General features: G+C 71.6%; 20 protein-coding genes. 1 reads left to right on the plus strand and 19 read right to left on the minus strand.

The annotated features are described in order from the left end of the window. Positions 1-63 precede the first annotated feature (63 nt). The 7 genes from ACH4UM_RS09355 to ACH4UM_RS09385 form a co-directional block, all read right to left on the minus strand. A complete protein-coding gene (locus ACH4UM_RS09355; protein WP_398175735.1) occupies positions 64-804 on the minus strand; it encodes an SDR family NAD(P)-dependent oxidoreductase in 741 nt (246 codons plus the stop codon). Positions 805-1,030: 226 nt separating this feature from the next. After that, on the minus strand, positions 1,031-2,617 hold the full coding sequence (locus ACH4UM_RS09360) for a Na+/H+ antiporter (RefSeq protein WP_398175933.1): 1,587 nt from the start codon (positions 2,615-2,617) through the stop codon (positions 1,031-1,033). A gap of 124 nt (positions 2,618-2,741) precedes the next feature. After that, positions 2,742-3,218, minus strand: a complete 477-nt coding sequence (locus ACH4UM_RS09365) for a GNAT family N-acetyltransferase (RefSeq protein WP_398175737.1) — start codon at positions 3,216-3,218, stop codon at positions 2,742-2,744. Next, positions 3,215-4,159: an RluA family pseudouridine synthase gene (locus ACH4UM_RS09370; RefSeq protein WP_398175739.1), complete on the minus strand. Its 945-nt coding sequence runs from the start codon at positions 4,157-4,159 to the stop codon at positions 3,215-3,217. The genes ACH4UM_RS09365 and ACH4UM_RS09370 overlap by 4 nt, the downstream gene beginning before the upstream one ends. Positions 4,160-4,243: 84 nt before the next feature. Continuing rightward, positions 4,244-5,467, minus strand: coding sequence for a PP2C family protein-serine/threonine phosphatase (locus tag ACH4UM_RS09375; RefSeq protein WP_398175741.1), 1,224 nt, complete (start codon positions 5,465-5,467; stop codon positions 4,244-4,246). 129 nt (positions 5,468-5,596) lie between these two features. Next, positions 5,597-6,319, minus strand: a complete 723-nt coding sequence (lspA, locus tag ACH4UM_RS09380; protein ID WP_398175743.1) for a signal peptidase II — start codon at positions 6,317-6,319, stop codon at positions 5,597-5,599. 138 nt (positions 6,320-6,457) lie between these two features. Then, on the minus strand, positions 6,458-7,873 hold the full coding sequence (locus ACH4UM_RS09385) for a TraR/DksA C4-type zinc finger protein (protein WP_398175745.1): 1,416 nt from the start codon (positions 7,871-7,873) through the stop codon (positions 6,458-6,460). A gap of 610 nt (positions 7,874-8,483) precedes the next feature. Between ACH4UM_RS09385 and ileS the strand changes: the two genes are divergently transcribed. After that, positions 8,484-11,648, plus strand: coding sequence for an isoleucine--tRNA ligase (gene ileS, locus ACH4UM_RS09390; protein ID WP_398175747.1), 3,165 nt, complete (start codon positions 8,484-8,486; stop codon positions 11,646-11,648). A 308-nt stretch (positions 11,649-11,956) separates the two neighbouring features. Here ileS and ACH4UM_RS09395 read toward each other — a convergent pair whose 3' ends face one another. From ACH4UM_RS09395 to murF, 12 genes are all read right to left on the minus strand, one after another. After that, complete coding sequence (locus ACH4UM_RS09395; RefSeq protein WP_398175749.1) at positions 11,957-13,114, minus strand: DivIVA domain-containing protein; 1,158 nt, start codon at positions 13,112-13,114, stop codon at positions 11,957-11,959. Between the two features lie 52 nt (positions 13,115-13,166). Next, positions 13,167-13,457: a YggT family protein gene (locus ACH4UM_RS09400; protein WP_398175751.1), complete on the minus strand. Its 291-nt coding sequence runs from the start codon at positions 13,455-13,457 to the stop codon at positions 13,167-13,169. Between the two features lie 50 nt (positions 13,458-13,507). Then, complete coding sequence (sepF, locus tag ACH4UM_RS09405; RefSeq protein WP_398175753.1) at positions 13,508-14,149, minus strand: cell division protein SepF; 642 nt, start codon at positions 14,147-14,149, stop codon at positions 13,508-13,510. A gap of 127 nt (positions 14,150-14,276) precedes the next feature. Then, entirely contained in the window at positions 14,277-14,996 is a 720-nt protein-coding gene (locus tag ACH4UM_RS09410) for a YggS family pyridoxal phosphate-dependent enzyme (RefSeq protein ID WP_398175755.1), read from the minus strand. Positions 14,997-15,002: 6 nt separating this feature from the next. Beyond that, positions 15,003-15,734 (minus strand): peptidoglycan editing factor PgeF, encoded by a 732-nt coding sequence (gene pgeF / locus ACH4UM_RS09415; protein WP_398175757.1) that lies wholly within the window; start codon positions 15,732-15,734, stop codon positions 15,003-15,005. Beyond that, positions 15,731-16,936 (minus strand): cell division protein FtsZ, encoded by a 1,206-nt coding sequence (gene ftsZ, locus ACH4UM_RS09420; protein WP_398175759.1) that lies wholly within the window; start codon positions 16,934-16,936, stop codon positions 15,731-15,733. Before ftsZ ends, pgeF begins: the two co-directional genes overlap by 4 nt. 278 nt (positions 16,937-17,214) lie before the next feature. Then, positions 17,215-18,018 carry a cell division protein FtsQ/DivIB gene (locus ACH4UM_RS09425; RefSeq protein ID WP_398175761.1) on the minus strand — a complete coding sequence of 268 codons (804 nt, stop codon included), beginning with the start codon at positions 18,016-18,018 and terminating at the stop codon, positions 17,215-17,217. 27 nt (positions 18,019-18,045) lie between these two features. Further along, entirely contained in the window at positions 18,046-19,134 is a 1,089-nt protein-coding gene (gene murG / locus ACH4UM_RS09430) for an undecaprenyldiphospho-muramoylpentapeptide beta-N-acetylglucosaminyltransferase (RefSeq protein WP_398175763.1), read from the minus strand. Positions 19,135-19,140: 6 nt separating this feature from the next. After that, positions 19,141-20,571, minus strand: coding sequence for a putative lipid II flippase FtsW (gene ftsW, locus ACH4UM_RS09435; RefSeq protein WP_398175765.1), 1,431 nt, complete (start codon positions 20,569-20,571; stop codon positions 19,141-19,143). A gap of 79 nt (positions 20,572-20,650) precedes the next feature. Beyond that, positions 20,651-22,069 (minus strand): UDP-N-acetylmuramoyl-L-alanine--D-glutamate ligase, encoded by a 1,419-nt coding sequence (murD, locus tag ACH4UM_RS09440; protein ID WP_398175767.1) that lies wholly within the window; start codon positions 22,067-22,069, stop codon positions 20,651-20,653. Continuing rightward, positions 22,051-23,121, minus strand: coding sequence for a phospho-N-acetylmuramoyl-pentapeptide-transferase (gene mraY / locus ACH4UM_RS09445; protein ID WP_398175935.1), 1,071 nt, complete (start codon positions 23,119-23,121; stop codon positions 22,051-22,053). The genes murD and mraY overlap by 19 nt, the downstream gene beginning before the upstream one ends. Further along, positions 23,121-24,527, minus strand: coding sequence for a UDP-N-acetylmuramoyl-tripeptide--D-alanyl-D-alanine ligase (gene murF / locus ACH4UM_RS09450; RefSeq protein WP_398175769.1), 1,407 nt, complete (start codon positions 24,525-24,527; stop codon positions 23,121-23,123). Before murF ends, mraY begins: the two co-directional genes overlap by 1 nt. Positions 24,528-24,531: the final 4 nt, after the last annotated feature.

The following is a 24,531-nucleotide window of genomic DNA, read 5'->3' on the forward strand; positions in this document are numbered from 1 at the left end:
GCCGGCCCGTGACCGCCGGCCCGGTGACCGCCGGCCCGGTGACCGCCGGCCGCGGCCGTCCGCTCAGTGGCCGCGTTCCGCGCCGCCGTTGACCTGGATGATCTGCGAGGTGATGTGGGCGGCGGCCGGGGAGGCGAGCCAGTGGAGGGTGGCCGCGACGTCCCCGGGCGTCCCGGCACGCCCGTCGGAGGTCTCGGCGATGCGCCGCGCGCGCTGCTCCTCGTCCATCGCGTTGCCGAAGAAGTCGGTGTCCTCGATGTATCCCGGGGCGACCACGTTCACCGTGATGCCGTGCGGCCCCAACTGCCGTGCCAGGTCGTGGGCGTAGGGGTGCAGGGCGGCCTTGCATCCCGCGTAGGCGCCGCTGCCGGAGCCCCGGTAGGCGGCGATGGAGCTGAGGAACAGCACCCGGCCGCCCGGCTCGGCGAGCCGGTCCTTGAGGGCCTCGGTGAGCAGGACGGCGCTCAGCGTGTTGATTCGGAAGTTGACCATCCAGTTGTCAGCGACGAGGTCGAGCGGATCGTCCCGCTCCACCTGCGGCTCCAGCCGCCCGGACCCTCCGGCGCCGTGGATCAGCACGTCCACCGCGCCGAGCTCGTCGGCCACGAACCGGGCGGCGACCCGCGCGCCCGAGACGTCGGCGACGTCCGCGGCGCAGGTGAGCGCGCCGGGCACCTGCGCCTTCTCCAGCACCTCGCCCCGCCGCCCGAGCAGCAGGACCCGGTCCCCGCCGGCCGCGAAGGCCTGCGCCGCGGCGAGCCCGATCCCCGTGCCGCCACCACTGATCACCACGTTGCGAGTCATGACCCGAGCCTAGGTCGTGTCCGACAATTCGCGTCGGATCAGTGGGCGGCGTCCGGTGCGGTGCATCGCAGGGCGGAGGATTGCCCGCGCACTGGATGTAGTCGGGTGATCCGGCAACACGGCGAGGTACCGTGCCGGGCGCCGCCCGCCCGGCGAGAATTGCCGGACACGGCCTGGGGCCGCACGGGAGCACGGCAGGGCAATTCGAGAGCGCAGCGGCGGGACGTCACCGCAGACTGCGCACATCGAGATGGCGCAGCACCCGGTCCACGATCTCCGGGTCGGCCCCGGGTTCGCTCCGTGCCGCCAGCACCTCGTGGCGGGCCGCGCTCAGCATCTCGTTCTGGATGCGCCGCACCCGCTTCAGCCGCCGCGCGCGGTGCTCGTGCGCCTCGCGCCGCTCCTCGTCCCCGATGTCCGGGCTGATCCGCACGCCGATGTCGAAGGCCCGCCGCTGCATCTGCTCGGAAAGTTCCTCCGGCAGGTCCTCCACCTGCTCGATCTCCTTCAGCCGGCGCTTGGCCGCCTTGGCCGCCCGCACCGCCAGCTGCTTCTCGAACTCCTTCTCCCGCTCGGTGTCGGCCCGTACCCCCAGCCGCTTCACCAGCGACGGCAGCGTGAGCCCCTGCAGCACCAGCGTCGTCATGATCACCCCGAAGGCGATGAAGACGATCTCGTCCCGGTCCGGGAAGGGCGCGCCGCTGTCCGTCCGCAGCGGGATGGCCAGTGCCAGCGCCACCGACGCCACCCCCCGCATCCCGGCCCACCACATCACGACGGTCTCCCGCCAGCTCAGCGGGATCTCCTCGTCGTAGTCCCGCAGCGCGTGCAGCTTCTTGGTGAGCCACGTCGCCGGCAGCAGCCACAGCAGCCGGACCAGGACGACCACGGCCACGACCGCGGCCGACCAGCCGAGCAGCTCGCCCCACCGTCCGGACGCCGTCCGGACGGCGTTGTGGAGTTCCAGCCCGACCAGACCGAAGGCGACCCCGGTGACGAGGGTGTCGACGACGTCCCAGACGGTGTGGCCGGCCAGCCGCGTCATCACGTCGTCGGCGTCGGTGGCGTACTCGGCCAGGAACATCGCGGTGGTGAGCACGGCGAGGACGCCGGAGCCGTGGAACTCCTCGGCCAGGACGTAGGAGGCGTACGGCACGAGCAGGGTCAGCCCGATCTGCAGGGTCGCGTCCTCCAGCAGATCCATCAGCCTGTACGTGCCCCAGCCGAGCGCCGTCCCGACGGCGACCGCGACCACCGCGGACAGCACCAGGTCCAGCCCGGCGCGCCAGGGCGAGAACGAACCGCTGACGGCGGCGGCGATCGCCACGTGGTAGAGCACGATGGCCGTGACGTCGTTGAACAGGCCCTCGCCCTCCAGGATCGACACCAGCCGGCGCGGCAGCCCGAGCTGTCCGGCGACGGCGGTCGCGGCGACCGGGTCGGGCGGGGCGACCAGCGCGCCGAGCGCCACGGCTGCGGCGAGCGGCAGCCCGGGCACGATCGCCTGGGCGACGGCGGCCACGCACACCATGGTCACGAACACCAGCGCCACGGCCAGCAGGAAGATCGGCCGCCTGTTGGCCGCGAACTGGCGCCAGGAGGTGCGCCGTACGGCGGCGTAGAGCAGCGGCGGCAGCAGGGCGGGCAGGATCAGGTCGGGCGGGATGTTCACGTTGGGCACGAAGTCGAGCAGCGCGAGCACGATCCCGAGCAGGGTCATCAGCACCGGAGACGGCAGCCCGAAGCGGTCCCCGACGGGCACGCTCACCACGGCCCCGAGCAAGAGGACGAACAGCAGGGCCAACTGATCCAAGGTCAGCGCTCCGGTGGTCCAGACGTTCACAGGGCAGGCCTCAAGCCTGCCACGTCACTGTTCCCACCTGCGCTTGTGCGACACCGTCCGTGGTGTCGTCCGTGGTGTCGGCGGTGGCCGTCCGCTACAGCGAGCGCCGCATCGCCCGGTGCGGGATACCCGCGTCCGGGAACTCCGGGCCGTACGCCTGGTAGCCGAGGCGCTCGTAGAAACCGAGCGCGTGCGTCTGCGCGTGCAGGTCCACCGCCGTCAGCCCACGCGCGCGTGCCGCGTCCTCGACGGCATGCACCAGGGCCACGCCGACGCCCAGCCCGCGGGCCTCCTCGGCCACGGCGAGCCGCCCCAGCGACCCCACCGACAGCTCGCCGCCGGTCTTCGCGGCGGCGGCCTCGCCGTGCAGCAGCCGGCCGGTGCCGAGCGGCACCCCGTCGTCGCGGACGGCGAGCACGTGCACGGCCACGGTGTCGTAGGCGTCGTACTCGATCTCCTCGGGGACGCGCTGCTCGACGATGAAGACCCGCCTGCGCACCGAGAAGCACGCCTCGCGGTCGGCGGGGTCCTCGGCGACACGCACGTCGTACGACACGGCCGGCAGGCTCATCCGTACGTCTCCTCGCGGACCTGGTCCAGCGCCTTCTGCAGGTCCTGCGGGTAGTCGCTGGTGAACTCCACCCACTGCCCCTCGCCGGGATGCTCGAAGCCGAGCCGTACGGCGTGCAGCCACTGGCGGGTCAGCCCGAGCCGCTTGGCGAGCGTGGGATCGGCACCGTAGGTCAGGTCGCCGACGCACGGGTGACGGTGGGCGGCCATGTGGACGCGGATCTGGTGGGTGCGCCCGGTCTCCAGCTTCACGTCGAGCAGGGAGGCCGCGCGGAAGGCCTCGATCAGGTCGTAGTGGGTCACCGAGGGTTTGCCGTCGGCGGTGACCGCCCACTTGTAGTCGTGGTTCGGGTGCCGGCCGATGGGCGCGTCGATGGTGCCGCTGGTCGGGTCCGGGTGGCCCTGGACCAGGGTGTGGTACCGCTTGTCGACCGTGCGCTCCTTGAACTGGCGCTTGAGCGATGTGTACGCGTACTCGGACTTGGCGACCACCATCAGGCCGGAGGTGCCGACGTCGAGGCGGTGGACGATGCCCTGGCGCTCGGCGGCGCCGGACGTGGAGATCCGGTAGCCGGCCGCCGCCAGCCCGCCGATCACCGTGGGGCCGGACCAGCCCGGCGACGGGTGCGCGGCCACGCCGACCGGCTTGACGATCACGACCACGTCGTCGTCGTCGTGCACGATCTCCATGCCCTCGACCGGCTCGGCGACCACCTGCACCGGCGCGGGCGCCTGCGGCATCTCGACCTCCAGCCAGGCCCCGCCGCTCACCCGCTCGGACTTGCCGACCACCGAGCCGTCGACCAGCACCTTCCCGGCGGCGGCCAGCTCCGCCGCCTTGGTACGGGAGAAGCCGAACATTCGGGAGATGGCGGCGTCGACGCGCTCGCCCTCCAGGCCGTCGGGCACGGGCAGGGTACGGATCTCGGGAATCGTGCTCACCCGTCGAGTATGCCGGACGGCTCGGACAGCACCGCGCGCCCGTCCTCCGTCACCGCGGGCCGGCCCGCCGCCAGGCGCCCGCCGCTACAGGCGGACGACGACGAGGGCGGTGTCGTCACGGGCGCCGGAGGTGCCGAGCAGGTCGGTCAGCAGCCGGTCGGCCAGTTCGCCGGGGTCCGCGGCCCGGTGCCGCCGCAGGCGCTCGGCGAGACGTTCCAGGCCGTGGTCGATGTCCTCGTCGCGGCGTTCGACGAGGCCGTCGGTGTAGCAGACGAGCGTGCTGCCTTCGGTGAAGGAACGGATGGCCTCGGGGCGGGGCACGGGCTCGATGCGGACGCCGAGCGGCGGGTCGGTCGCCCGGTCGAGGAAGTCGACGGCGCCGTCCGGGGTGAGCAGGGCGGGCGGCAGATGCCCGGCGCTGCTGTAGGTGAGGGTGCGGGCGGCGCAGTCGACGAAGATGCTGACGACGGTGGTGCCCTCGGCGCCCTCGACGCTGCGGGCGTACAGGCCGAGCGCGTCGAGGGCCTGGGCCGGACCGCGGGCGACGCAGGAGGCCGCGCTGAGGGCGCTGCGGAGCTGGCCCATGGCGCAGGCGGCGGCCAGTCCGTGGCCGACCACGTCGCCGACGGCCACGGTCAGCCGGTCCTCGGACAGCTCCACCAGGTCGTACCAGTCACCGCACACGTTCAGCGAGCCGATCGCGGGCCGGTAGCGGACGGCGGCGCGGTGACCGGCCAGGGGCCGCAGCGGAGGCAGCATCGCCTCCTGGAGCGCCAGGGCCACCCGGCGCTCCTTGGCGTGGGCCCGGCGCAGCCCTTCGTTGAGCTCCTGCAGTTCCCGTGCCCGGGTGAACAGCTCCGCCTCCAGCTGCCGCCTGCGGCCGTGGTCGGTGCCGCGCGCCTGGAGAAGCTCGGTGACCTCCTCGACCCGGTGGACGATCAGGACCACCTTGCCGTCGGGGCCGGCGACGGGGCTGTTGACCGGACTCCAGTACCGCTCGTCCCAGTGACCGGGGCGTTCCAGGTCCTCGACGTCGTAGCGTTGCAGCGCCATGCTGTCGCGCTCGCCGGTGGCCAGCACGCGGGCCAGGGAGGCGCGCAGGTTGCGCGATCCGGTGGCGCCGGGGTCGCCGGGGTTGTCCGGGAAGACGCCGAAGAGGTACCGGCCCACGAGCTGGTCGCGGGTGCGCCCCGAGACTGCGCAATACGCGTCGTTGACGTCGGCGTAGACCAGCTCGGGGGTCAGCAGGGCCACGGCGCCGGGGAGCGCCTCGAAGACCGCGCGGTAATCGATCCCCGATTCCGCCATGGGGAGCCACCTCGCCTTCGGCCTCGCGAACGCACACCTGTCCACATGGTCGCGCCGCGGTCCGCGCGGCGCGCCCGCTGCGGAGCGGCCGGAACCGGACCCCCGGCGCCGGCACCGAGTGCGGAGCGCTCAGTCCTTGTGGACGCTGCCGTCCGGGTCCAGACCGCGGAAGGAGAGCAGCACGATCAGGATGCCGCCGCAGACGATCGCCGAGTCGGCGAGATTGAACACGGCGAAGTGCTTGGGGGCGATGAAGTCGACGACCGCGCCCTCGAAGACGCCCGGCGAGCGGAAGATCCGGTCGGTCAGGTTGCCCAGCGCGCCACCGAGCAGCAGGCCGAGGGCGATCGCCCAGGGCAGGCTGTAGAGCTTGCGCGCGAGCCGGGCGATCACCACGATCACGGCGGCCGCGATCACCGTGAAGATCACGGTGAAGGCCTCGCCGAAGCCGAAGGCGGCGCCCGGGTTGCGGATCGCCTCGAGCTGCAGCCAGTCCCCGACGATCCTGATCGACGCGTGGTGCTCCAGCCTGGCGACCACGATCAGCTTGCTGATCAGGTCGAGGGCGTACGCGAACGCCGCGACCGCGAACAGCACGGCGATCCGGCGCCTGCCCCGGGGCCGCTCCTCCGTGGCGGGAGTCTGCCGCGCACCCGCATGGGACGCCGTGTCGAACGTCTGTGCCGCACCGTCCGCCGCCGTACCCTCGGTGCCGGGCCCGCCGGCCCGGGTCCCGGCCGCCTCGGCACCGGACCGCCCGCCCGGCGCGGCGTCGCCGCCGGGCCGCTCCTGGCCCGCCCGTGCCGCGTCCGGGGTGTCCGGCGTACCGATGATGCGCTCCGCCTCTGCCACGTGAGTCCCTCAGCCTAGTTACCTGACTGAGGACGAGAGTACGGCACGCCTGCCCCGTCCGACGTGCTCAGGAGGCGTCCGGGCGCCGGGCGGCACGGAACCACGCGGCCGCCCGCCCGGTGCGCCCGATTTTCGCGCTCAGTACCGGCGTTCCTGCTTCTGCTTGCACTCCACGCACAGGGTGGCCCGCGGGAAGGCCTGCATACGGGCCTTGCCGATGGCGTTGCCGCAGTTCTCGCACAGGCCGTAGGTGCCCGCGTCCAGCCGGTCCAGCGCGCGCTCGGTCTGGGTGAGCATCTCGCGCGCGTTGGCGGCGAGCGCCAGCTCGTGCTCGCGCGTGATGTTCTTGGTGCCGGTGTCCGCCTGGTCGTCGCCGGCGCCGTCGCCGGAGTCCCGCATCAGGCCCGCCAGGGACTCCTCGGACGAGCTGATCTCGGCACGCAGCCGCTCCATCTCGGTCTGCAGCTCCGCGCGGGCCTCCGACACCTCCTCCGGGGTCCAGGGGGCCTCGCCCGGGCGCACCGCGAGGTCGCCCGGCTCCACCACCGCGGCGACACGTGCCTTGGGGACGGCGGTCTTGGCCGCCGCGGCCGTGCCAGGAGTCTTCTTCGCAACCACCGTCGTGGCTCCCGTCTGCTTCGCGGCCTGCGCCGCGCCCACCTTCTTGGCCGTGCTCTTCCTGCCCACACCCGCCCCGCCCTCACCCCGCGCGGGGGCACTGCTCCTCGCGGCGGCCCGGGTGGGCGCGGTCCCGCCCGCGGTGTCCTTGCCGGCCGCACTCCCGGCGGCCGCGGGCTTCCTGACGCCGGCCCTCCTGGCCGCCGTCCCCCGCGCCCCGGTTTCCCCGGCTGCCGTCCTGCGCGCCGCCTTCCCCCTGGAGGCGGATTCCTCGGCGACCGCCCTGCCGTCCACGGCACTGCGGCCGCCGGATTCCTTGCCGGGGGCCTTCTTGGCCGTGGTGCTCCCGGCCCGGGCCTCCGTGACCGTGTACTCCTTCGCCGCCGTCGCCTTCCCCGCCGCCGTACTCCCGGCCGCCGTCTTCGCGGCCGTCGCCTTCCCGGCCGTGCTCCCGGCCGTCGCCTTCCCGGCCGCCGTCGCCTTCCCGGCCGCCGTCCGTTTGGAGGCAGCCCGCTTCGTCGCCGGCTTCTGTGCGTGTCCCTGTGCGTGGCCCGCAGGAGGCGCCGCAGCAGCAGGCGCCGCCGCTGCCGGCGCCTGGCCGGGTGCGGTGCTCCTGCGCCCGGTCTCCGGTGCGGTGGCCGTCTTCTCCACGCCGGTCCTCGCCGCCGTCCTGCCCCCGGTCTTCTCCTTCGCGGGCCGGGTCGTGGCCGGTGTTCCGGTCGTCGCCGCCTTCTTCATGACCGGCTCCTTCGCGGTCGCGCCCCCGGAAGCGGCCGTCCTCTCGCGCGCCCCGGGCTTCGCCGTCCTCGCGGCACGGGTCGTGGCCCCGCCCTGGGTGCTCTTCTTTCCGCTCACATTCCTGGCCGCGCCGCCGGAGGCACCGGTATGCCGGGACCTGCCGGACGGCGACTGCTCGGCGGTCTTCTTCGCCACCATGGCCGCGGCCCCTTCACATATTGTGATCTTGCTCGCGAATCGTGCTGGGACGATAAATCGACTCGAGTCCCGCGGCAACGGGGCACGCCGCCCGATTCGCCCGCCTCGCGCGTACCGCTCGGCCGGCATGCATGCGTTGTGCCCAGCTCTTCGCCGGGTAATCCGACCAGCTGCACGTCCTACGATCCGACCAAACGCCCCTCTCCATTCGGGTCAACGCGCACCCGGCCGGGCCGGTGCCCCAGCCCCGCCCCCACGCCCGGAAAACCGGTCGGCCGCTGTCCCCGGGGCGCCGTACACTGGGCGGAGCGAAAAGCGTGGATGGGGACGAGTAGCGGCGTACGCAGCCCAGAGCGACCCGGGGACGGTGTGAGCCCGGGGGCGAGCGCGGCGTGAAGATCACCCCGGAGCCGCCGGAAGAACGCCCCAGCGCAGCGGCGGGGGCCAGTAGAACCGGCATCGCGACCCCAATGAGGGGGCTCGTCGGAGCGCAGGGCGCACCGGGGAGCCAAGGAGGGTGGTACCGCGGGAGCGCGCCGCACACGGCGTGGACAGCTCAAAGGCTCTCGTCCCTCCGACGGAAGGCAGTACGTCCGCCGGAGGAAGATCGATGACGCAGTACCGCCAGGTGCCCGCCCAGGTCGACCTGCCCGCGCTCGAGCACGCCGTGCTCGACTTCTGGCGCGAGCAGAAGATCTTTGCCAAGAGCCTGGAGCAGTCCGAGGGCCGCCCCGAGTGGGTGTTCTACGAAGGCCCGCCCACCGCCAACGGCATGCCGGGCGCCCACCACATCGAGGCACGCGTCTTCAAGGACGTCTTCCCCCGGTTCCGCACCATGCGCGGCTACCACGTGGCGCGCAAGGCCGGCTGGGACTGCCACGGCCTGCCCGTCGAGCTGGCGGTCGAGAAGGAGCTCGGCTTCAGCGGCAAGAAGGACATCGAGGCGTACGGCATCGCCGAATTCAACGCCAGGTGCCGCCAGTCCGTGCTCCGGCACACCGACGCCTTCTCCGACCTGACCACCCGCATGGGCTACTGGGTCGACCTCGACGACGCCTACGTCACGATGGACCCCGAGTACATCGAGTCGGTCTGGTGGTCGCTGAAGGAGATCTTCAACAAGGGCCTGCTGGTCCAGGACCACCGCGTCGCCCCCTGGTGCCCGCGCTGCGGCACCGGGCTGTCGGACCACGAGCTGGCCCAGGGCTACGAGACGGTCGTCGACCCCTCGGTCTACGTCCGGTTCCCGCTGACCTCCGGTCCGCTGGCCGGGCAGGCCGCGCTCCTGGTGTGGACGACGACCCCCTGGACGCTGGTGTCCAACACCGCGGTCGCCGCGCACCCCGAGGTCACCTACGTCGTCGCGACCAACGGCGAGGAGCAGCTCGTCGTCGCCGAGCCGCTTCTCGGCAAGGCGCTCGGCGAGGGCTGGGAGACCACCGGCCGGACCTTCACCGGCGCCGAGATGGAGCGCTGGAGGTACCAGCGTCCCTTCGAGCTCGTGGAGTTCCCGGGCGTCAGCGAGGGAACCAATGGGCACAGCACCGAGCCGGCGCACTACGTGGTCAACGCCGAGTACGTCACCACCGAGGACGGCACGGGTCTGGTCCACCAGTCCCCCGCCTTCGGTGAGGACGACCTCAGGGTCTGCCGCTCCTACGGCCTGCCGGTCGTCAACCCCGTCCGTCCCGACGGCACCTTCGGGGAGGACGTCCCGCTGGTCGGCGGCGTCTTCTTCAAGAAGGCGGACGAGAAGCTCACCGAAGACCTCGCCACCCGCGGCCTGCTCTTCAAGCACCTGCCGTACGAGCACAGCTACCCGCACTGCTGGCGCTGCCACACCGCGCTGCTGTACTACGCGCAGCCGTCCTGGTACATCCGCACCACGGCGATCAAGGACCGCCTGCTGCAGGAGAACGAGAAGACCAACTGGTTCCCGGACACGGTCAAGCACGGCCGGTACGGCGACTGGCTGAACAACAACATCGACTGGGCGCTGTCGCGCAACCGCTACTGGGGCACCCCGCTGCCGATCTGGCGCTGCGAGGACGACCACCTCACCTGTGTCGGCTCCCGTGCGGAGCTGACCGGGCTGACCGGCACCGACCAGTCGGAGCTGGACCCGCACCGCCCCTACATCGACGACGTCACCTTCGCCTGTCCCCGCTGCGGGAAGACCGCGACCCGCGTGCCGGAGGTCATCGACGCCTGGTACGACTCGGGTTCGATGCCGTTCGCCCAGTGGGGCTACCCCTACAAGAACAAGGAACTGTTCGAGTCGCGCTACCCGGCGCAGTTCATCAGCGAGGCCATCGACCAGACCCGCGGCTGGTTCTACACACTGATGGCGGTCGGCACGCTGGTCTTCGACAAGTCCTCGTACGAGAACGTCGTGTGCCTGGGCCACATCCTGGCCGAGGACGGCCGGAAGATGTCCAAGCACCTGGGCAACATCCTCCAGCCGATCCCGCTCATGGACCAGCACGGCGCGGACGCGGTGCGCTGGTTCATGGCGGCCGGCGGCTCCCCGTGGGCGGCCCGCCGCGTGGGCCACGGCACCATCCAGGAGGTCGTGCGCAAGACGCTCCTCACCTACTGGAACACGGTCGCCTTCCAGGCCCTGTACGCCCGTACGTCCGCCTGGGCGCCGAGCGGTGCCGACCCGGCCCCGGCCGACCGCCCGCTGCTGGACCGCTGGCTGCTGAGCGAGCTGCACGCGCTGACCGACCAGGTCACCCAGGCTCTGGAGGCGTACGACACCCAGCGCGCCGGCAAGCTGCTGTCGGCGTTCGTCGACGACCTGTCCAACTGGTACGTCCGCCGCTCGCGCCGCCGGTTCTGGCAGGGTGACAAGGCGGCGCTGCGCACGCTGCACGAGGTCGTCGAGACGGTGACCAGGCTGATGGCCCCGCTGACCCCGTTCATCACCGAGCGGGTCTGGCAGGACCTGGTGGCGCCGGTGACGCCGGGCGCGCCGGAGTCGGTGCACCTGGCGTCCTGGCCCGAGGCGGACCTGTCCGCGATCGACCCGGAGCTGTCGCGGCAGATGGTGCTGGTACGCCGGCTCGTGGAGCTGGGCCGCGCCACGCGCGCCGAGTCGGGCGTCAAGACCCGCCAGCCGCTGTCCCGCGCGCTCATCGCCGCGGCGGGTTTCGAGTCCCTGGACACCGAGTTGCACGCCCAGATCACGGAGGAGCTGAACGTGGCCTCCCTGGCCTCGCTGAGCGAGGTCGGCGGGTCCCTGGTGGACACCACCGCCAAGGCCAACTTCCGGGCGCTGGGCAAGCGCTTCGGCAAGCAGGTCCAGGACGTCGCCAAGGCCATCGCGGGCGCCGACGCGGCCGCCCTGTCGCTCGCGCTGCGCGAGGGCACGGCGTCGGTCGAGGTCGGCGGTGAGACGGTCACTCTCGCGCCCGACGAGGTGATCATCACGGAGACCCCGCGCGAGGGCTGGTCGGTGGCCTCCGACGCGGGAGCCACCGTCGCGCTGGACCTGGAGATCACGCAGGAGCTGCGCCGGGCGGGCCTGGCCCGGGACGCGATCCGTCTGATCCAGGAGGCCCGCAAGAACAGCGGCCTCGACGTGGCCGACCGGATCGCGCTGCGCTGGACCGCGACGGACCCGGCGACGATCGCGGCCCTGAGCGAGCATGCCGGCCTGATCGCCGAGGAGGTCCTGGCCACGGACTTCGCCCAGGGCGAGGCGGACGGCACGTACGGGGGCGTCTTCACCGACGAGGGCCTGTCCCTGACGTTCCGCCTGCGCAAGGCATGACCCACGGCGGGGGCGGCACCAACGGTGTTCGCCCCCGCCGCCCCTGCCCTCCCGCCTCGGTGGGGCTCCGCCCGCCTGGGCGCCACCGGCCGCCCCCGCCGGTGGTGAGGGTGTTCGATCGGGGACGGGCGGGGGTGGCTGAGCACGCCCGGGCGGGCGGAGCCGCCTGCCGGTCGTCGCCGCTACGGTCCCGCGCCGCCAGGTCCCGCACGCGTCCACGAGAACGGCCCCGGAGGGGGGAACCCTCCGGGGCCGTTCTCACAGGCTGCCGACGCCCATCTCGTCACATGGACCCGTCACCGGGGCCGTCAGTTGTCGTCCTCGTCGATCAGGAAGCCACGCATCGGCGAGGGGGCCTGGCCCATCGGGGACGGGCCCTGCGGACGCACCGGTGCCATCGGCTGGGTCATCGCCGGGGACATCTGCTGCTGACCACCGTAGGACGGCCCGGACGGGCCGGGCGCGCCGCCCATCGTCTGGTTACCGCCGTACGACGGGGCGCTCGCACCGGCCGGGGCCATGGAGGGCGCCGGGGACGGCGGCAGCGACGCGGTCGCCGGAGTCCGCGGCGGGGCCAGCGAGTCGTCGGCCTGGGTCTCCAGCTGACGCAGCTGCGACTCCAGGTACGACTTCAGCCGCGTACGGTACTCGCGCTCGAAGCCGCGCAGGTCCTCGACCTTGCGCTCCAGCGTGGCGCGGGCGGACTCCAGGGAGCCCATCGCGACGCGGTGCTTCTCCTGCGCGTCCCGCTCCAGGGCGTCGGCCTTGGCACGGGCGTCCCGCTCCAGACCCTCGGCACGCGAACGCGCCTCACCGACGATCTTGTTGGCCTCGGAACGCGCCTCGGCGATCGCCTGGTCGGCGGTCTGCTGAGCCAGCGACAGCACGCGCGCGGCGCTGTCGCCACCGGGACCCTGACCCATCGGACCGGGGCCGCCCATGGGGCCGCCCATCGGGCCGGGACCCATCTGGCCCTGCATCGGGCCGGGACCCATCTGGCCCTGCATCGGGCCGGGACCCATCTGGCCCTGCATCGGGCCGGGACCCTGGCCCATCGGACCCTGGCCCATCGGACCCTGGCCCTGGGGGCCCTGCCCGCTCGGGCCGGCGGGCAGCTGCGGGGCACCGCTCGGCAGCTGGGGCGGGCCACCCATGGGGCCGCCCATCTGCTGCTGCGGCGGGCCCGATATGCCGGCGGGCACCGGAGCGCCGGGACCTCGCATGCCCTGCTGCTGAGGGTGCTGCTGCTGGTCCTCCGGAGGCTTGCGCATGTTCTGCTGGTTCTGGGCAGCAGCGCGCGTGGCCGCGGCCAGCTTGGCACGCAGGTCCTCGTTCTCGCGGAGCAGGCGGGTCAGCTCGGCTTCGACCTCGTCGAGGAAGGCATCGACCTCGTCCTCGTCATAGCCTTCTCGGAGGCGGACGGTCGTGAACTGCTTGTTCCGCACGTCCTCGGGGGTCAACGGCATCTCTTCACCTCAACGTAGTCATCGGCAGTCGGCAAGACCGTATCGTCCACAGTCACCTCGCGAGGTTCCCCACGACGGAGATCAGGATGTAGACGATGATCATCAGTACGAAGAAGGACAGGTCGAGCGCCACGCCCCCGAGACGCAGCGGCGGGATGAACCGCCGCAGAAGCTTCAGCGGTGGATCGGTGACAGTGTAGGTGGCCTCCAGAACGACCACCATCGCCTTGCCGGGTTGCCACGAGCGGGCGAACTGGAACACGTAGTCCATGACCAGCCGGAAGATGAGCACGATGAGGAACACCATCAGCGCGATGTAGAGAACCTCCATGGCCACGCCCATGATCGGTGCTTCCCTCTCCCCTGTTCCGTGCCTGTTTCCGGTGGTGCGTCTCAGCTCTGGTTGAAGAACCCGCCCTCTGCGATGCGGGCCTTGTCCTCCGCCGTGACATCGACGTTAGCAGGCGACAACAGGAACACCTTCTGCGTCACCCGCTCGATGCTGCCGTGAAGACCAAACACCAAACCGGCCGCAAAGTCGACAAGTCGCTTCGCATCTGTGTCGTCCATCTCAGTCAGATTCATGATCACCGGGGTGCCCTCACGGAAGTGTTCCCCGATGGTACGGGCCTCGTTGTAGGTCCGGGGGTGAAGTGTGGTGATCCGGTACGGCTCACGTTCCGACACGACCTTGGGCATGATCACCGGTGCGTTCTTCTCCAGGCTCGCGCGTTCTTGTGTGATGGACGCCACGGGCGCGATGCGCGCCGGGCGACCGGATTCCGCCGCCAGCGAAGCGGCGTGCGACACCGGCTCGCGCGGCGCCGGAGGCTGCACCACTCGCACCGGTTCATCCCTTTGGGGCTGGTGTGTCACATGCGGCTGGTGCGGCGGCTCATGCCGTCGGCGGTCCCGCTCGGGCTCCGGGTCCAGCTCGGGTTCGAAGTCGTCATCGGGGTCGAAACCCCGGCCGTCGTACCCATCGTCCTCCACGAGGCCGAGGTAGACCGCCATCTTGCGCATCGCGCCGGCCATGCTCTGAGTCCTCCGCTCTGTGGTGGATCCGCTGACGACCGCCAAGTGCCTGCGATCCACGAGGTCGTTGCGCCTTCTTCGGCGGTATTGACCATATTTTCTGCTGTGGTCCGACTTCCTGGCGACGTTACCCGAGCCTGGGGCGGACTCCGAGTACCGCGGTGCCGACGCGTACATGTGTCGCCCCGGCGGCCACGGCCTGTTCGAGGTCCGCGCTCATCCCTGCCGAGACCATGGTGGCAGCCGGATGGGCCCTGCGCAGGTCAGTCGACAAATCCATGAGCCGCTCGAACGCGGCGCGTTGACGGCCCGCGTATTCGCCGGTCAGCGGGGCCACGGTCATCAGCCCGTCGAGCCGCAGTCCCTCGGACCGGGCGACGAGCTCGGCCAACTCTTCGATTCCGCGGGGCGCGATGCCCCCGCGTTCCCCGCGCCCACCCTCACCCGCGTCCAGCGCGACCTGGATGAGGCAGCCGAGTTCGCGCCCGGCCCGCACGGCCTCCTTCGAGAGCGCCGTGACCAGCCGGGAGCGGTCGACGGACTGCACGACATCCGCGTAAGCCACCACGGATCGGACCTTGTTGGTCTGAAGTTGACCAACAAAATGCCAAGTAAGGGGCAAATCCGCACACGCGGCGGCTTTGGGTGCCGCCTCCTGGTCGCGGTTCTCGGCGACATGACGCACACCGAGCTCCGAGAGGATCCGCACATCGCCCGCCGCGTAGGTCTTGGTGACCACGATCAGGGTCACCTCGTCACGCCGGCGGCCCGCGGCCGCGCACGCGGCGGCGATGCGCTCCTCCACCTTCGCCAGGTTCCCGGCGAGTTCGTCCTTACGGTCCGTCATGCCCCATCAGTCCAGCCAGACATAGCCCGCGAGCCGACCGGTGGTGCGGTCGCGGCGGTACGAGAAGTGGTCGTCCGACTCCAGCGTGCACACCGGCGACTGCTCCCGGTCGTGCACCCCGAGGCGCTCGAGCTGCGCGTGCACTCCGGCGCTCACATCGAGAGCCGGTGTGCCCCAACTCGTCTCGGCGTACGCCGCCGGCTCGACGGCCGCCACCTCGGCGCGCATCGCCTCCGGCACCTCGTAGCACCGTCCACAGACGGCGGGGCCGGTGCGGGCGACGATCCGGGCCGGCTCCGCGCCGAGCCCGGTCATCGCGCGCATCACGGCGGGGACCACCCCGGCCACCATGCCGGGCCGTCCCGCGTGGGCGGCCGCGACGATCCCGGCGACCGGATCGGCGAGCAGTACCGGCGTGCAGTCCGCGGTGAGCACGGCGAGGGCCAGGCCCCGCCGCCTGGTCACGATCGCGTCGACGGCGGGAATGCCGGCCGCGGCCGCCCATGGCCCCTCGACCACCGCCACGTCCGCGCCGTGCACCTGGTTCATCCAGACCACCGCGGCCGGGCCGAGCCCGAGCGACTTGGCGGCCAGCTCGCGGTTGGACCGTACGGCCTCGGGGTCGTCGCCGACCGCCCCGCCGAGGTTGAGCTCCTCGTACGGAACGGCGCTCACCCCGCCCCACCGGTCGGTGAAGGCGAAGTGCGCGCCGTTCACGGTGTCGCGCTGGCTTATCACTTGAGGAAGTCCGGTACGTCCAGTTCCTCGGCCGCGCTGTCCGTGTAGGTCCGCGGCGCCGGCGTCACCGCCGGGGTGGCGGCGGGCATGTCGCCCGTCGACTCCGGGGCGGCGGGCTCCGGGTCCTCCTTGGGCGTCACGCTGCCGAGCGAGCCGAAGGTCGGGCGGCTCTCGGGCTGCCGTGCCGGAGCGGGCTCCTCGCGGCGGGGCGAGGAGGAGGCCGAGCCGAGCACGTTGTCCCGCCGGGCCGGCGGCTGGCCGCCGTCGAAGCCGGCCGCGATCACGGTGACCCGGACCTCGTCGCCGAGGGCGTCGTCGATGACCGCGCCGAAGATGATGTTGGCCTCGGGGTGGGCGGCCTCGCTGACCAGCTGGGCGGCCTCGTTGATCTCGAACAGGCCGAGGTCGGAGCCGCCGGAGATGGACAGCAGGACGCCGCGGGCGCCGTCGATGGATGCCTCGAGGAGCGGCGAGGAGATCGCCATCTCGGCGGCGGCCACCGCGCGGTCGTCGCCGCGGGCCGAGCCGATGCCCATCAGGGCCGAGCCGGCCTCGGACATGACCGACTTGACGTCGGCGAAGTCGAGGTTGATCAGGCCGGGCGTGGTGATCAGGTCGGTGATGCCCTGGACACCGGACAGCAGCACCTGATCCGCGGACTTGAACGCGTCGAGCACGCTGACCTGGCGGTCCGAGATGGACAGCAGCCGGTCGTTGGGGATGACGATGAGGGTGTCGACCTCTTCGCGGAGCTCGGCGATGCCGTCCTCGGCCTGGTTCGCCCGGCGCCGTCCCTCGAAGGTGAACGGGCGCGTGACCACGCCGATGGTGAGTGCGCCCAGCGAGCGGGCGATGTTGGCCACGACGGGCGCGCCGCCGGTGCCGGTGCCGCCGCCTTCACCGGCCGTCACGAAGACCATGTCGGCCCCCTTGAGGACCTCCTCGATCTCCTCGCGGTGGTCCTCGGCGGCCTTGCGGCCGACGGCCGGATTGGCTCCGGCGCCGAGTCCGCGGGTGAGTTCACGGCCGACGTCGAGCTTGACGTCGGCGTCGCTCATCAACAGCGCCTGCGCGTCGGTGTTGATGGCGATGAACTCGACGCCCTTGAGACCGACCTCGATCATCCGGTTGATGGCATTGACACCACCGCCGCCGACACCGATGACCTTGATGACTGCGAGGTAGTTCTGCGGTGCTGCCACGTCGAAGGCCTCTCGCCTCGAATTACGTTGCCGTCGCCACGCGGATGCCCGCGCTCCGACGGCAGATGCCGAATGGGACGGTCCGAACGCCGACCCGAACCCTAACCCTGAAGTTTAGGGTTACCAGTGTGTGTGTTCCCTGGACTCTTCCGAACAGGACACTAAGTCGACAAGTGGCGCACGTTCAACGAACACGCCGAACCTCCCGTTTTTCTTTTCACCCTATGTGATCAGCCATAGCGGTGCCCAACCAGGGTGCTGGCCTGCGCTGATGTGCGTCAACTCCCTGATGACGCAGGGGCGGTGGGAACGCTGACGTCGAAGTGCCGCGCGCCGGGCGCCGCTTTCATCAGAGCGGTGAGTGCACGGGCCTTCTCGGCGCCGTTCTCGCCGCTGCCCCAGGCGACGGTGCGCCCGCCGCTCAACTCCAGGGAGATGTCGTCATAGGTACGAACCTTGAGGACGCGGGTCCGGCGGGCGACCGCGGCCGGAATCCGCCCGGCGACCGTGACCGCCTCGCGCACGAGCCGGCCTTCGCCGAAGCGCCGCAGGCTCGCGGCGGCCGAGCCGGAGCGGGAAAGGGACAATTGCAGGGCGGGTACGCCTTTCGGTGCCTGCGAAACCGTGGCGAATCGGACACCTTCATCGTCCACTTCGACGAACTTTCCGCCCTTTTCCTCCACCATGACCGGGGTGCGCTCGACCACTTTCAGCTCGATTCCCCGAGGCCACGAGCGAACCACCCCTACCGTGTCAATTCGGGGCAATTCATGACGCAGCCGTGCCGCGATCGCATCGGTGTCGACGGAAATCAGCGGCTCCCCGAGGGGAACCTCGGCGGCTTCGCGCACCTGCGCGGTCGTCAGGACACGTGTCCCGGAGACGGATACGCGTTCCACGCGCGTCCACTGCGAGCCGTAGAGCAGCCAGAGGGCGCCGGCCGCGAGGAGCACCAGACCGGCCGCCAGGATGACGATCGTACGAACGCTGGGCCGGCGCAGCCGCCTCAGCCGGCGGACCAGGGGTGGACCGGACGACTCCTGCTGGCGTTCACCGCGCTCGGCGGTCGTCGGTCCGGCCACACTCCCTGCCCTTCCGTGCATATGGTCCTAACGGCGCGAGGCGATCGCCTCGTACACCATGCCGACGAGCAGGTCGTCGGCGTCCCGGCGGCCGAACTCGCTCGCGGCGCGGGACATCTCGTACAGCCGGTGCGGGTCGGCGAGCACGGGCAGGACGTTCTGCTGCACCCACTCCGGGGTGAGTTCCGCGTCGTCGACCAGCAGCCCGCCGCCGGCCTTGACCACCGGCTGGGCGTTCAGCCGCTGTTCGCCGTTGCCGATGGGCAGCGGGACGTAGGCGGCCGGGAGCCCGACGGCGGAGAGTTCGGCCACGGTCATCGCGCCGGCACGGCAGAGCATCATGTCGGCCGCGGCGTACGCGAGGTCCATCCGGTCCAGATAACTTACCGGGATGTACGGGGGCATCCCAGGCATCTGGTGCACCTGCGGCAGTTCGTTCTTCGGGCCGACCGCGTGCAGGATCTGGATGCCCGCCTGCTGGAGCCAGGGCGCGACCTGCTGGACCACCTCGTTGAGCCGGCGGGCGCCCTGCGAGCCGCCGGAGACCAGCAGCGTGGGCAGGTTCGGGTCGAGCCCGAACATCGCGCGCGCCTCGGGACGCATCGCGGCCCGGTCGAGGGTGGCGATGGAACGGCGCAGCGGGATGCCGATGTAGCGGGCGTTGCGGAGCTTGCTGTCCGGGGTGGAGACGGCGACCTGGGCGGCGTAGCGCGAGCCGATCTTGTTGGCCAGGCCCGGGCGGGCGTTGGCCTCGTGGATCACGATCGGCACGCCGAGCCGCTTGGCCGCCAGGTAGCCGGGCAGGGCCACATAGCCGCCGAAGCCGACCACGGCATCCGCCTTGGTGCGCTCCAGGATCTGCTCGGTCGCCTTGATCGTGCCGCGCAGCCGGCCCGGCACGGTGATCAGCTCGGGGGTGGGCTTGCGTGGCAGCGGCACCGCCGGGATCAGCGCGAGCTCGTAGCCCCGCTCGGGAACGAGCCGCGTCTCCAGGCCGCGCTCAGTGCCCAGGGCCGTGATCCCCACGGTCGGGTCCTGCCTGCGCAGGGCGTCCGCGAGGGCGAGCGCGGGCTCGATGTGGCCCGCGGTACCTCCGCCGGCGAGTACGACATGCACCGAAATTCACCGCTCTCCGGACGAGCGCGCCGCCGAGGCACGCCGTCGCATCGTGTTCCATCTCCGAGGCTCCCGGCCGGGCTCCCGGCCGGCGGCCCGGTCGGGCTTCCGGCCGGAGGCGCGCCCGGGCTTCCGGCCGGACTTCCGGCCGGCCGCCAAGCCTCCCGCCCGCTTTCTACCAAAGCGAGGTTGCCGCATGGCAAGGGCCGCCCGCGCAGCGGGCTCGTCACGCGCGAAGGCGATCAGCAGCCCGATGGCGAACATGGTCGGCAGCAGGGCGGACCCTCCGTAGGAGAACAGCGGGAGCGGGACGCCGGCGATCGGCAGCAGGCCGAGCACCGCACCGATGTTGATCACCGCCTGCGCGGTGATCCAGGTGGTCACGCCTCCCGCGGCGTATCTCACGAAGGGGTCCTCCGTGCGTCCGGCCACGCGGATGCCCGCATAGCCTAGAGCCGCGAACAGGGCGAGCACCGACAGCGTCCCCGCCAGGCCCAGTTCCTCACCGGTGACGGCGAAGATGAAGTCGGTGTGGGCTTCGGGCAGTTGGCCCCATTTCTCCACACTCGCGCCGAGCCCGGAGCCGAAGATTCCGCCGGACGCGAGGGCGTAGATGCCGTGCACCGCCTGCCAGCACCTGCTCGCGTCGGCGGAGCCGACGCAGGCGAACCGGTCCAGGCGGTTGGGGCTGGTCTTGATCAGGATCACACTGATCAGGGCGGCCATCGACAGCACGCCCACGAACAGGCGGGTGGGCGCGCCGGCCAGCCACAGCAGGCCGAAGAGGATCGCGGTGAGGATGATGGCGGTGCCCATGTCGCCGCCGAGCATGATCAGACCGAGCAGCAGGAAGGCGACCGGGACGAGCGGCACCAGCATGTGCTTCCACTGCATGAGCAGCCGCCGCTCCTGCTTGCGCGCGATCAGGTCGGCGCCCCACAGCACCAGCGCCAGCTTGCCGATCTCGCTGGGCTGGATCTGGAAGGAGCCGCCGAGCGAGATCCAGTTCTGGTTGCCGTTGACCGACATCCCTATCCCGGGCACCTGCACCAGGGCCATCAGGAACACCGCGCCCGCCAGGATCGGGTAGGCGAGCGCCCGGTGCAGTTTCACCGGCATACGGGAGGCGGCCAGCAGCAGCCCGGCGCCGATCACGGCCGCGAGCAGCTGCTTGCGGAAGAAGTAAGACCCCGGCAGCGCCATCTGCAGCGCGGTGATCTGGGAGGCCGAGTAGACCATCACCAGACCCAGCACGGTGATCAGCAGACTGCCGCCGAGGATCAGGTAGTACGCGGTGAGCGGCCGGTCCCAGGCCTTGCGCGCCCGCACCACGAGGCTCCGCGCGGAGCCGCCGCGCGGAGATCGGGAGACGGCGGGCCGCTTGACGGCGCGCTGCACGGGCGGCCGGCCGGTGCGGCTGCCGGGGCTACCGGGCATCTCCGCCTCCGCTGTACGTCGGCCGTGAAGGTCCCACGCGTCCCTCCCGAGGTCGCCCGGCCGCGGCAGGCGGCCGGGGTCAGGCTCCGAGTTCGCGAACGGCCTCCGCGAACGCGTCACCGCGCTTGTTGTAGTTGGCGAACATGTCCATGGAGGCACAGGCCGGGGCCAGCAGCACCGTGTCGCCGGGCCGCGCGAGCCGCCGCGCCTCCTGGACGGCCTGGAGCATCGCCCCAGTGTCGGTCCGGTCGAGGTCGACGACGGGTACTTCGGGGGCGTGTCGCGCGAGGGCCTCGCGGATCAGTGCGCGATCGGCGCCGATCAGGACCACGCCGCGCAGCCGCCCCGCCGCTCCCGCGACCAGTTCGTCGAAGGTCGCGCCCTTGGCCAGACCTCCCGCGATCCATACGATCGACTCATATGCCGCCAACGAGGCCTGTGCGGCGTGGGTGTTGGTGGCCTTGGAGTCGTCGACGTAGGCGACGCCGTCCACGTCGGCCACGTGCGCGATGCGGTGGGCGTCCGGGGTGAAGGCCCTGAGGCCGTCCCGGACGGCCGTGGCCGGCACGCCGAAGGCGCGCGCGAGCGCCGCGGCGGCGAGGGCGTTGGCGATGTTGTGCGGGGCGGGCGGGTCGACGTCGGAGACCTCGGCGAGCTCCTGGGCGTTCTTCTGCCGGTTCTCGACGAAGGCGCGGTCGACCAGGATGCCGTCCACGACGCCGAGTTGGGAGGGACCCGGGGTGCCCAGGGTGAAGCCGACGGCCCGGCAGCCCTCCTCGACATCCGCCTCGCGCACCAGGTCCTCGGTGGCCTTGTCGGCGGCGTTGTAGACGCAGGCGACACGATTGCCCTCGTAGATACGGCCCTTGTCGGCGGCGTAGGCCTCCATGGAGCCGTGCCAGTCGAGGTGGTCGGGGGCGAGGTTGAGGACGGCGGCGGAGTGCGCGCGCAGGGAGGGCGCCCAGTGCAGCTGGTAGCTGGAGAGCTCGACCGCCAGCACGTCGTACGGCTCCTCGCCGAGGACGACGTCGAGCAGCGAGACGCCGATGTTGCCGACGGCGGCCGTGCGCAGACCCGCCGCATTCAGGATGGAGGCGAGCATCTGCACGGTGGTGGTCTTGCCGTTGGTGCCGGTGACCGCCAGCCACGGCGGCGCGTCGGGTCCGCGCAGCCGCCAGGCCAGCTCCACGTCGCCCCAGACCGGGACGCCGGCCCGCCCGGCGGCGCGGAACAGCGGCTTGTCCGGCTTCCAGCCGGGCGCGGTGACGATCAGCTCGGTGCCCTCGGGCAGGGTGTCGCCGTCGCCCAGGCGCACGGTGACGCCGAGGGCCTCCAGCTCGGCCGCCTGCGCCCGGGCCCGCTCGTCGTCGCCGTCGTTGACGACGGTGACCCTCGCACCCAGGCCGTGCAGGACCTTGGCCGCCGGGACCCCGGAGACCCCGAGTCCGGCGACGGTGACGTTCATCCCCTGCCAGTCGGTCACTTGTCCGCTGCCCATCCCGCATAGAAGAGGCCCAGTCCGACAATCACACAGATTCCCTGGATGATCCAGAATCGGACCACCACAAGGACCTCGGACCAGCCCTTGAGTTCGAAGTGGTGCTGGAGTGGCGCCATCCTGAAGACGCGCTTGCCGGTGAGCCGGAAGGAGCCGACCTGGATGACCACCGACATGGTGATGAGCACGAACAGGCCGCCCAGCAGCGCGAGCAGCAGTTCGGTGCGGGAACAGATCGCCAGGCCCGCGAGCACACCGCCGAGCGCGAGCGAACCGGTGTCGCCCATGAAGATCTTGGCGGGCGAGGTGTTCCACCACAGGAAGCCCAGACAGGCGCCCATCAGCGCGGAGGCCACGACCGCGAGGTCGAGCGGATCGCGCACCTCGTAGCAGGCGTTGGGGTTGGTCAGCGTCATCGCGTTGGCGCAGGACTCCTGGAACTGCCAGACGCCGATGAAGGTGTAGGCGCCGAAGACCAGCACGGAGGCGCCGGTGGCCAGACCGTCCAGACCGTCCGTGAGGTTCACGCCGTTCGACATCGCGAGGATCATGAACAGCGCCCAGACCACGAACAGCACCGGACCGATCGTCCAGCCGAAGTCGGTGATGAAAGACAGCTTCGTGGACGCGGGGGTGTTGCCGCGGTTGTCGGAGAACTGCAGCGCGAGCACCGCGAAGGCGATGCCGACGATCAGCTGGCCGGTCATCTTCGCCTTGGCGCGCAGACCCAGCGAACGGCGCTTGACGATCTTGATGTAGTCGTCGAGGAAGCCGACCAGGCCCATGCCGACCATCAGGCCCAGCACCAGCAGACCCGAGTAGGTCGGCGCGTAGCCGGTGATGACCTTGGACAGGAAGTAGGCGGCGACCGTGGCCAGGATGAAGGCGATGCCGCCCATGGTCGGCGTGCCGCGCTTGCTGGCGTGCTCGCGCGGGCCGTCGTCGCGGATGTACTGGCCGTAGCCCTTGCGGGCCAGCAGCTTGATCAGCAGCGGGGTGCCGACCAGCGTCAGGAACAGGCCGATGACTCCCGCGAACAGGATCTGCTTCATCATCGGGCGGCGACCTCACCCTCGGCCCCGGTCTGCAGGAGCGCCTGGGCAACGCTCTCCAGACCGACCGAACGGGACGCCTTCACGAGTACGACGTCCCCCGGGCGCAACTCGCTGCGCAACAGGTCGACCGCCGCCTGTGCGTCGGACACGTGCACCGACTCCTCACCCCACGAACCCTCGTTATATGCGCCCAGTTGCAGCCAGGACGCTTCCCTGCCCCCGACCGCGACGAGCTTGCTGACGTTGAGCCGGACGGCAAGCCGTCCGACCGCGTCGTGCTCGGCGAGCGCCTCGTCCCCGAGCTCGGCCATCTTGCCGAGCACCGCCCAGGTCCGCCGCCCCTTGCCCATGGCCACGAGCGCGCGCAGGGCGGCCCGCATGGACTCCGGGTTGGCGTTGTAGGCGTCGTTGACGACGGTCACGCCGTCCGGGCGCTCGGTGACCTCCATCCGCCAGCGGGAGAGGGAGCCCGCCTCGGAGAGCGCGGTGGCGATCTCTTCCGCGGACATGCCCAGCTCATGGGCGACGGCGGCCGCGGCGAGCGCGTTCGACACGTGGTGCTCACCGTACAGGCGCATGGTCACATCGCTTGCACCGGAGGGTGTGTGAAGCCTGAAGGCGGGCTGTCCGCTGTCCGTGAGTCTCACGTTCTCGGCGCGTACGTCCGCTTCGTCGGACTCCCCGAAAAGGATCACCTTCGCCTTCGTCCGGGAGGCCATGGCCCGTACCAACGGGTCGTCGGCGTTGAGGATCGCCGCGCCGTCCTCGGGCAGTGCCTCCACGAGTTCGCCCTTCGCCCGGGCGATCTGCTCGCGGCCGCCGAACTCGCCGATGTGGGCGGTGCCGACGTTGAGCACCAGGCCGACCTTCGGCGGGGTCAGCTCGGTGAGGTAGCGGATGTGGCCGATGCCGCGGGCGCCCATCTCCAGCACGAGGAACTTCGTCTCCTCGGTGGCGCTCAGCGCGGTGAGCGGCAGCCCGATCTCGTTGTTGAGGGAACCGGGTGTGAAGACGGTCGGTGCCTTGCGGCGCAGCACCTGGGCGATCAGGTCCTTGGTGCTGGTCTTGCCCGCCGAGCCGGTGAGGGCGACGAGGGTGGCGCCGAGCCGCCGTACGACGTGCCGGGCCAGGGCGCCGAGGGCGGTCTGGACGTCCTCCACGACGATCGCGGGCACGCCGACGGGGCGCGACGCCAGCACGGCGGCCGCGCCCGCCTCGACGACGGCCCCGGCGAAGTCGTGGCCGTCCACGCGCTCGCCCGCGAAGGCGACGAAGAGGCTGCCGGGCACCACCTCCCGGGAGTCCCGGACGACGGGTCCGGTGACCTGGACGGACGGATCCGGTATGTCGTGCGTCTGCCCGCCGACGACTGCTGCGATCTCGGCGAGGGAGAGGGCGATCACAAGT

The organism is Streptomyces sp. NPDC020801 (assembly GCF_044334385.1).
In the GTDB taxonomy this organism is placed as follows: Bacteria; Actinomycetota; Actinomycetes; order Streptomycetales; family Streptomycetaceae; genus Streptomyces.

Bases quoted from the DNA above. Each gene is read 5' to 3' on its own strand.
- ACH4UM_RS09355 (WP_398175735.1), bottom strand. From the start codon at position 804: ATGACTCGCAACGTGGTGATCAGTGGTGGCGGCACGGGGATCGGGCTC.
- ACH4UM_RS09365 (WP_398175737.1), bottom strand. From the start codon at position 3,218: ATGAGCCTGCCGGCCGTGTCGTACGACGTGCGTGTCGCCGAGGACCCC.
- ACH4UM_RS09375 (WP_398175741.1), bottom strand. From the start codon at position 5,467: ATGGCGGAATCGGGGATCGATTACCGCGCGGTCTTCGAGGCGCTCCCC.
- ACH4UM_RS09385 (WP_398175745.1), bottom strand. From the start codon at position 7,873: ATGGTGGCGAAGAAGACCGCCGAGCAGTCGCCGTCCGGCAGGTCCCGG.
- ileS (WP_398175747.1), top strand. From the start codon at position 8,484: ATGACGCAGTACCGCCAGGTGCCCGCCCAGGTCGACCTGCCCGCGCTC.
- ACH4UM_RS09395 (WP_398175749.1), bottom strand. From the start codon at position 13,114: ATGCCGTTGACCCCCGAGGACGTGCGGAACAAGCAGTTCACGACCGTC.
- ACH4UM_RS09400 (WP_398175751.1), bottom strand. From the start codon at position 13,457: ATGGGCGTGGCCATGGAGGTTCTCTACATCGCGCTGATGGTGTTCCTC.
- sepF (WP_398175753.1), bottom strand. From the start codon at position 14,149: ATGGCCGGCGCGATGCGCAAGATGGCGGTCTACCTCGGCCTCGTGGAG.
- ACH4UM_RS09410 (WP_398175755.1), bottom strand. From the start codon at position 14,996: ATGACGGACCGTAAGGACGAACTCGCCGGGAACCTGGCGAAGGTGGAG.
- ftsW (WP_398175765.1), bottom strand. From the start codon at position 20,571: ATGCCCGGTAGCCCCGGCAGCCGCACCGGCCGGCCGCCCGTGCAGCGC.
- murD (WP_398175767.1), bottom strand. From the start codon at position 22,069: ATGGGCAGCGGACAAGTGACCGACTGGCAGGGGATGAACGTCACCGTC.
- mraY (WP_398175935.1), bottom strand. From the start codon at position 23,121: ATGAAGCAGATCCTGTTCGCGGGAGTCATCGGCCTGTTCCTGACGCTG.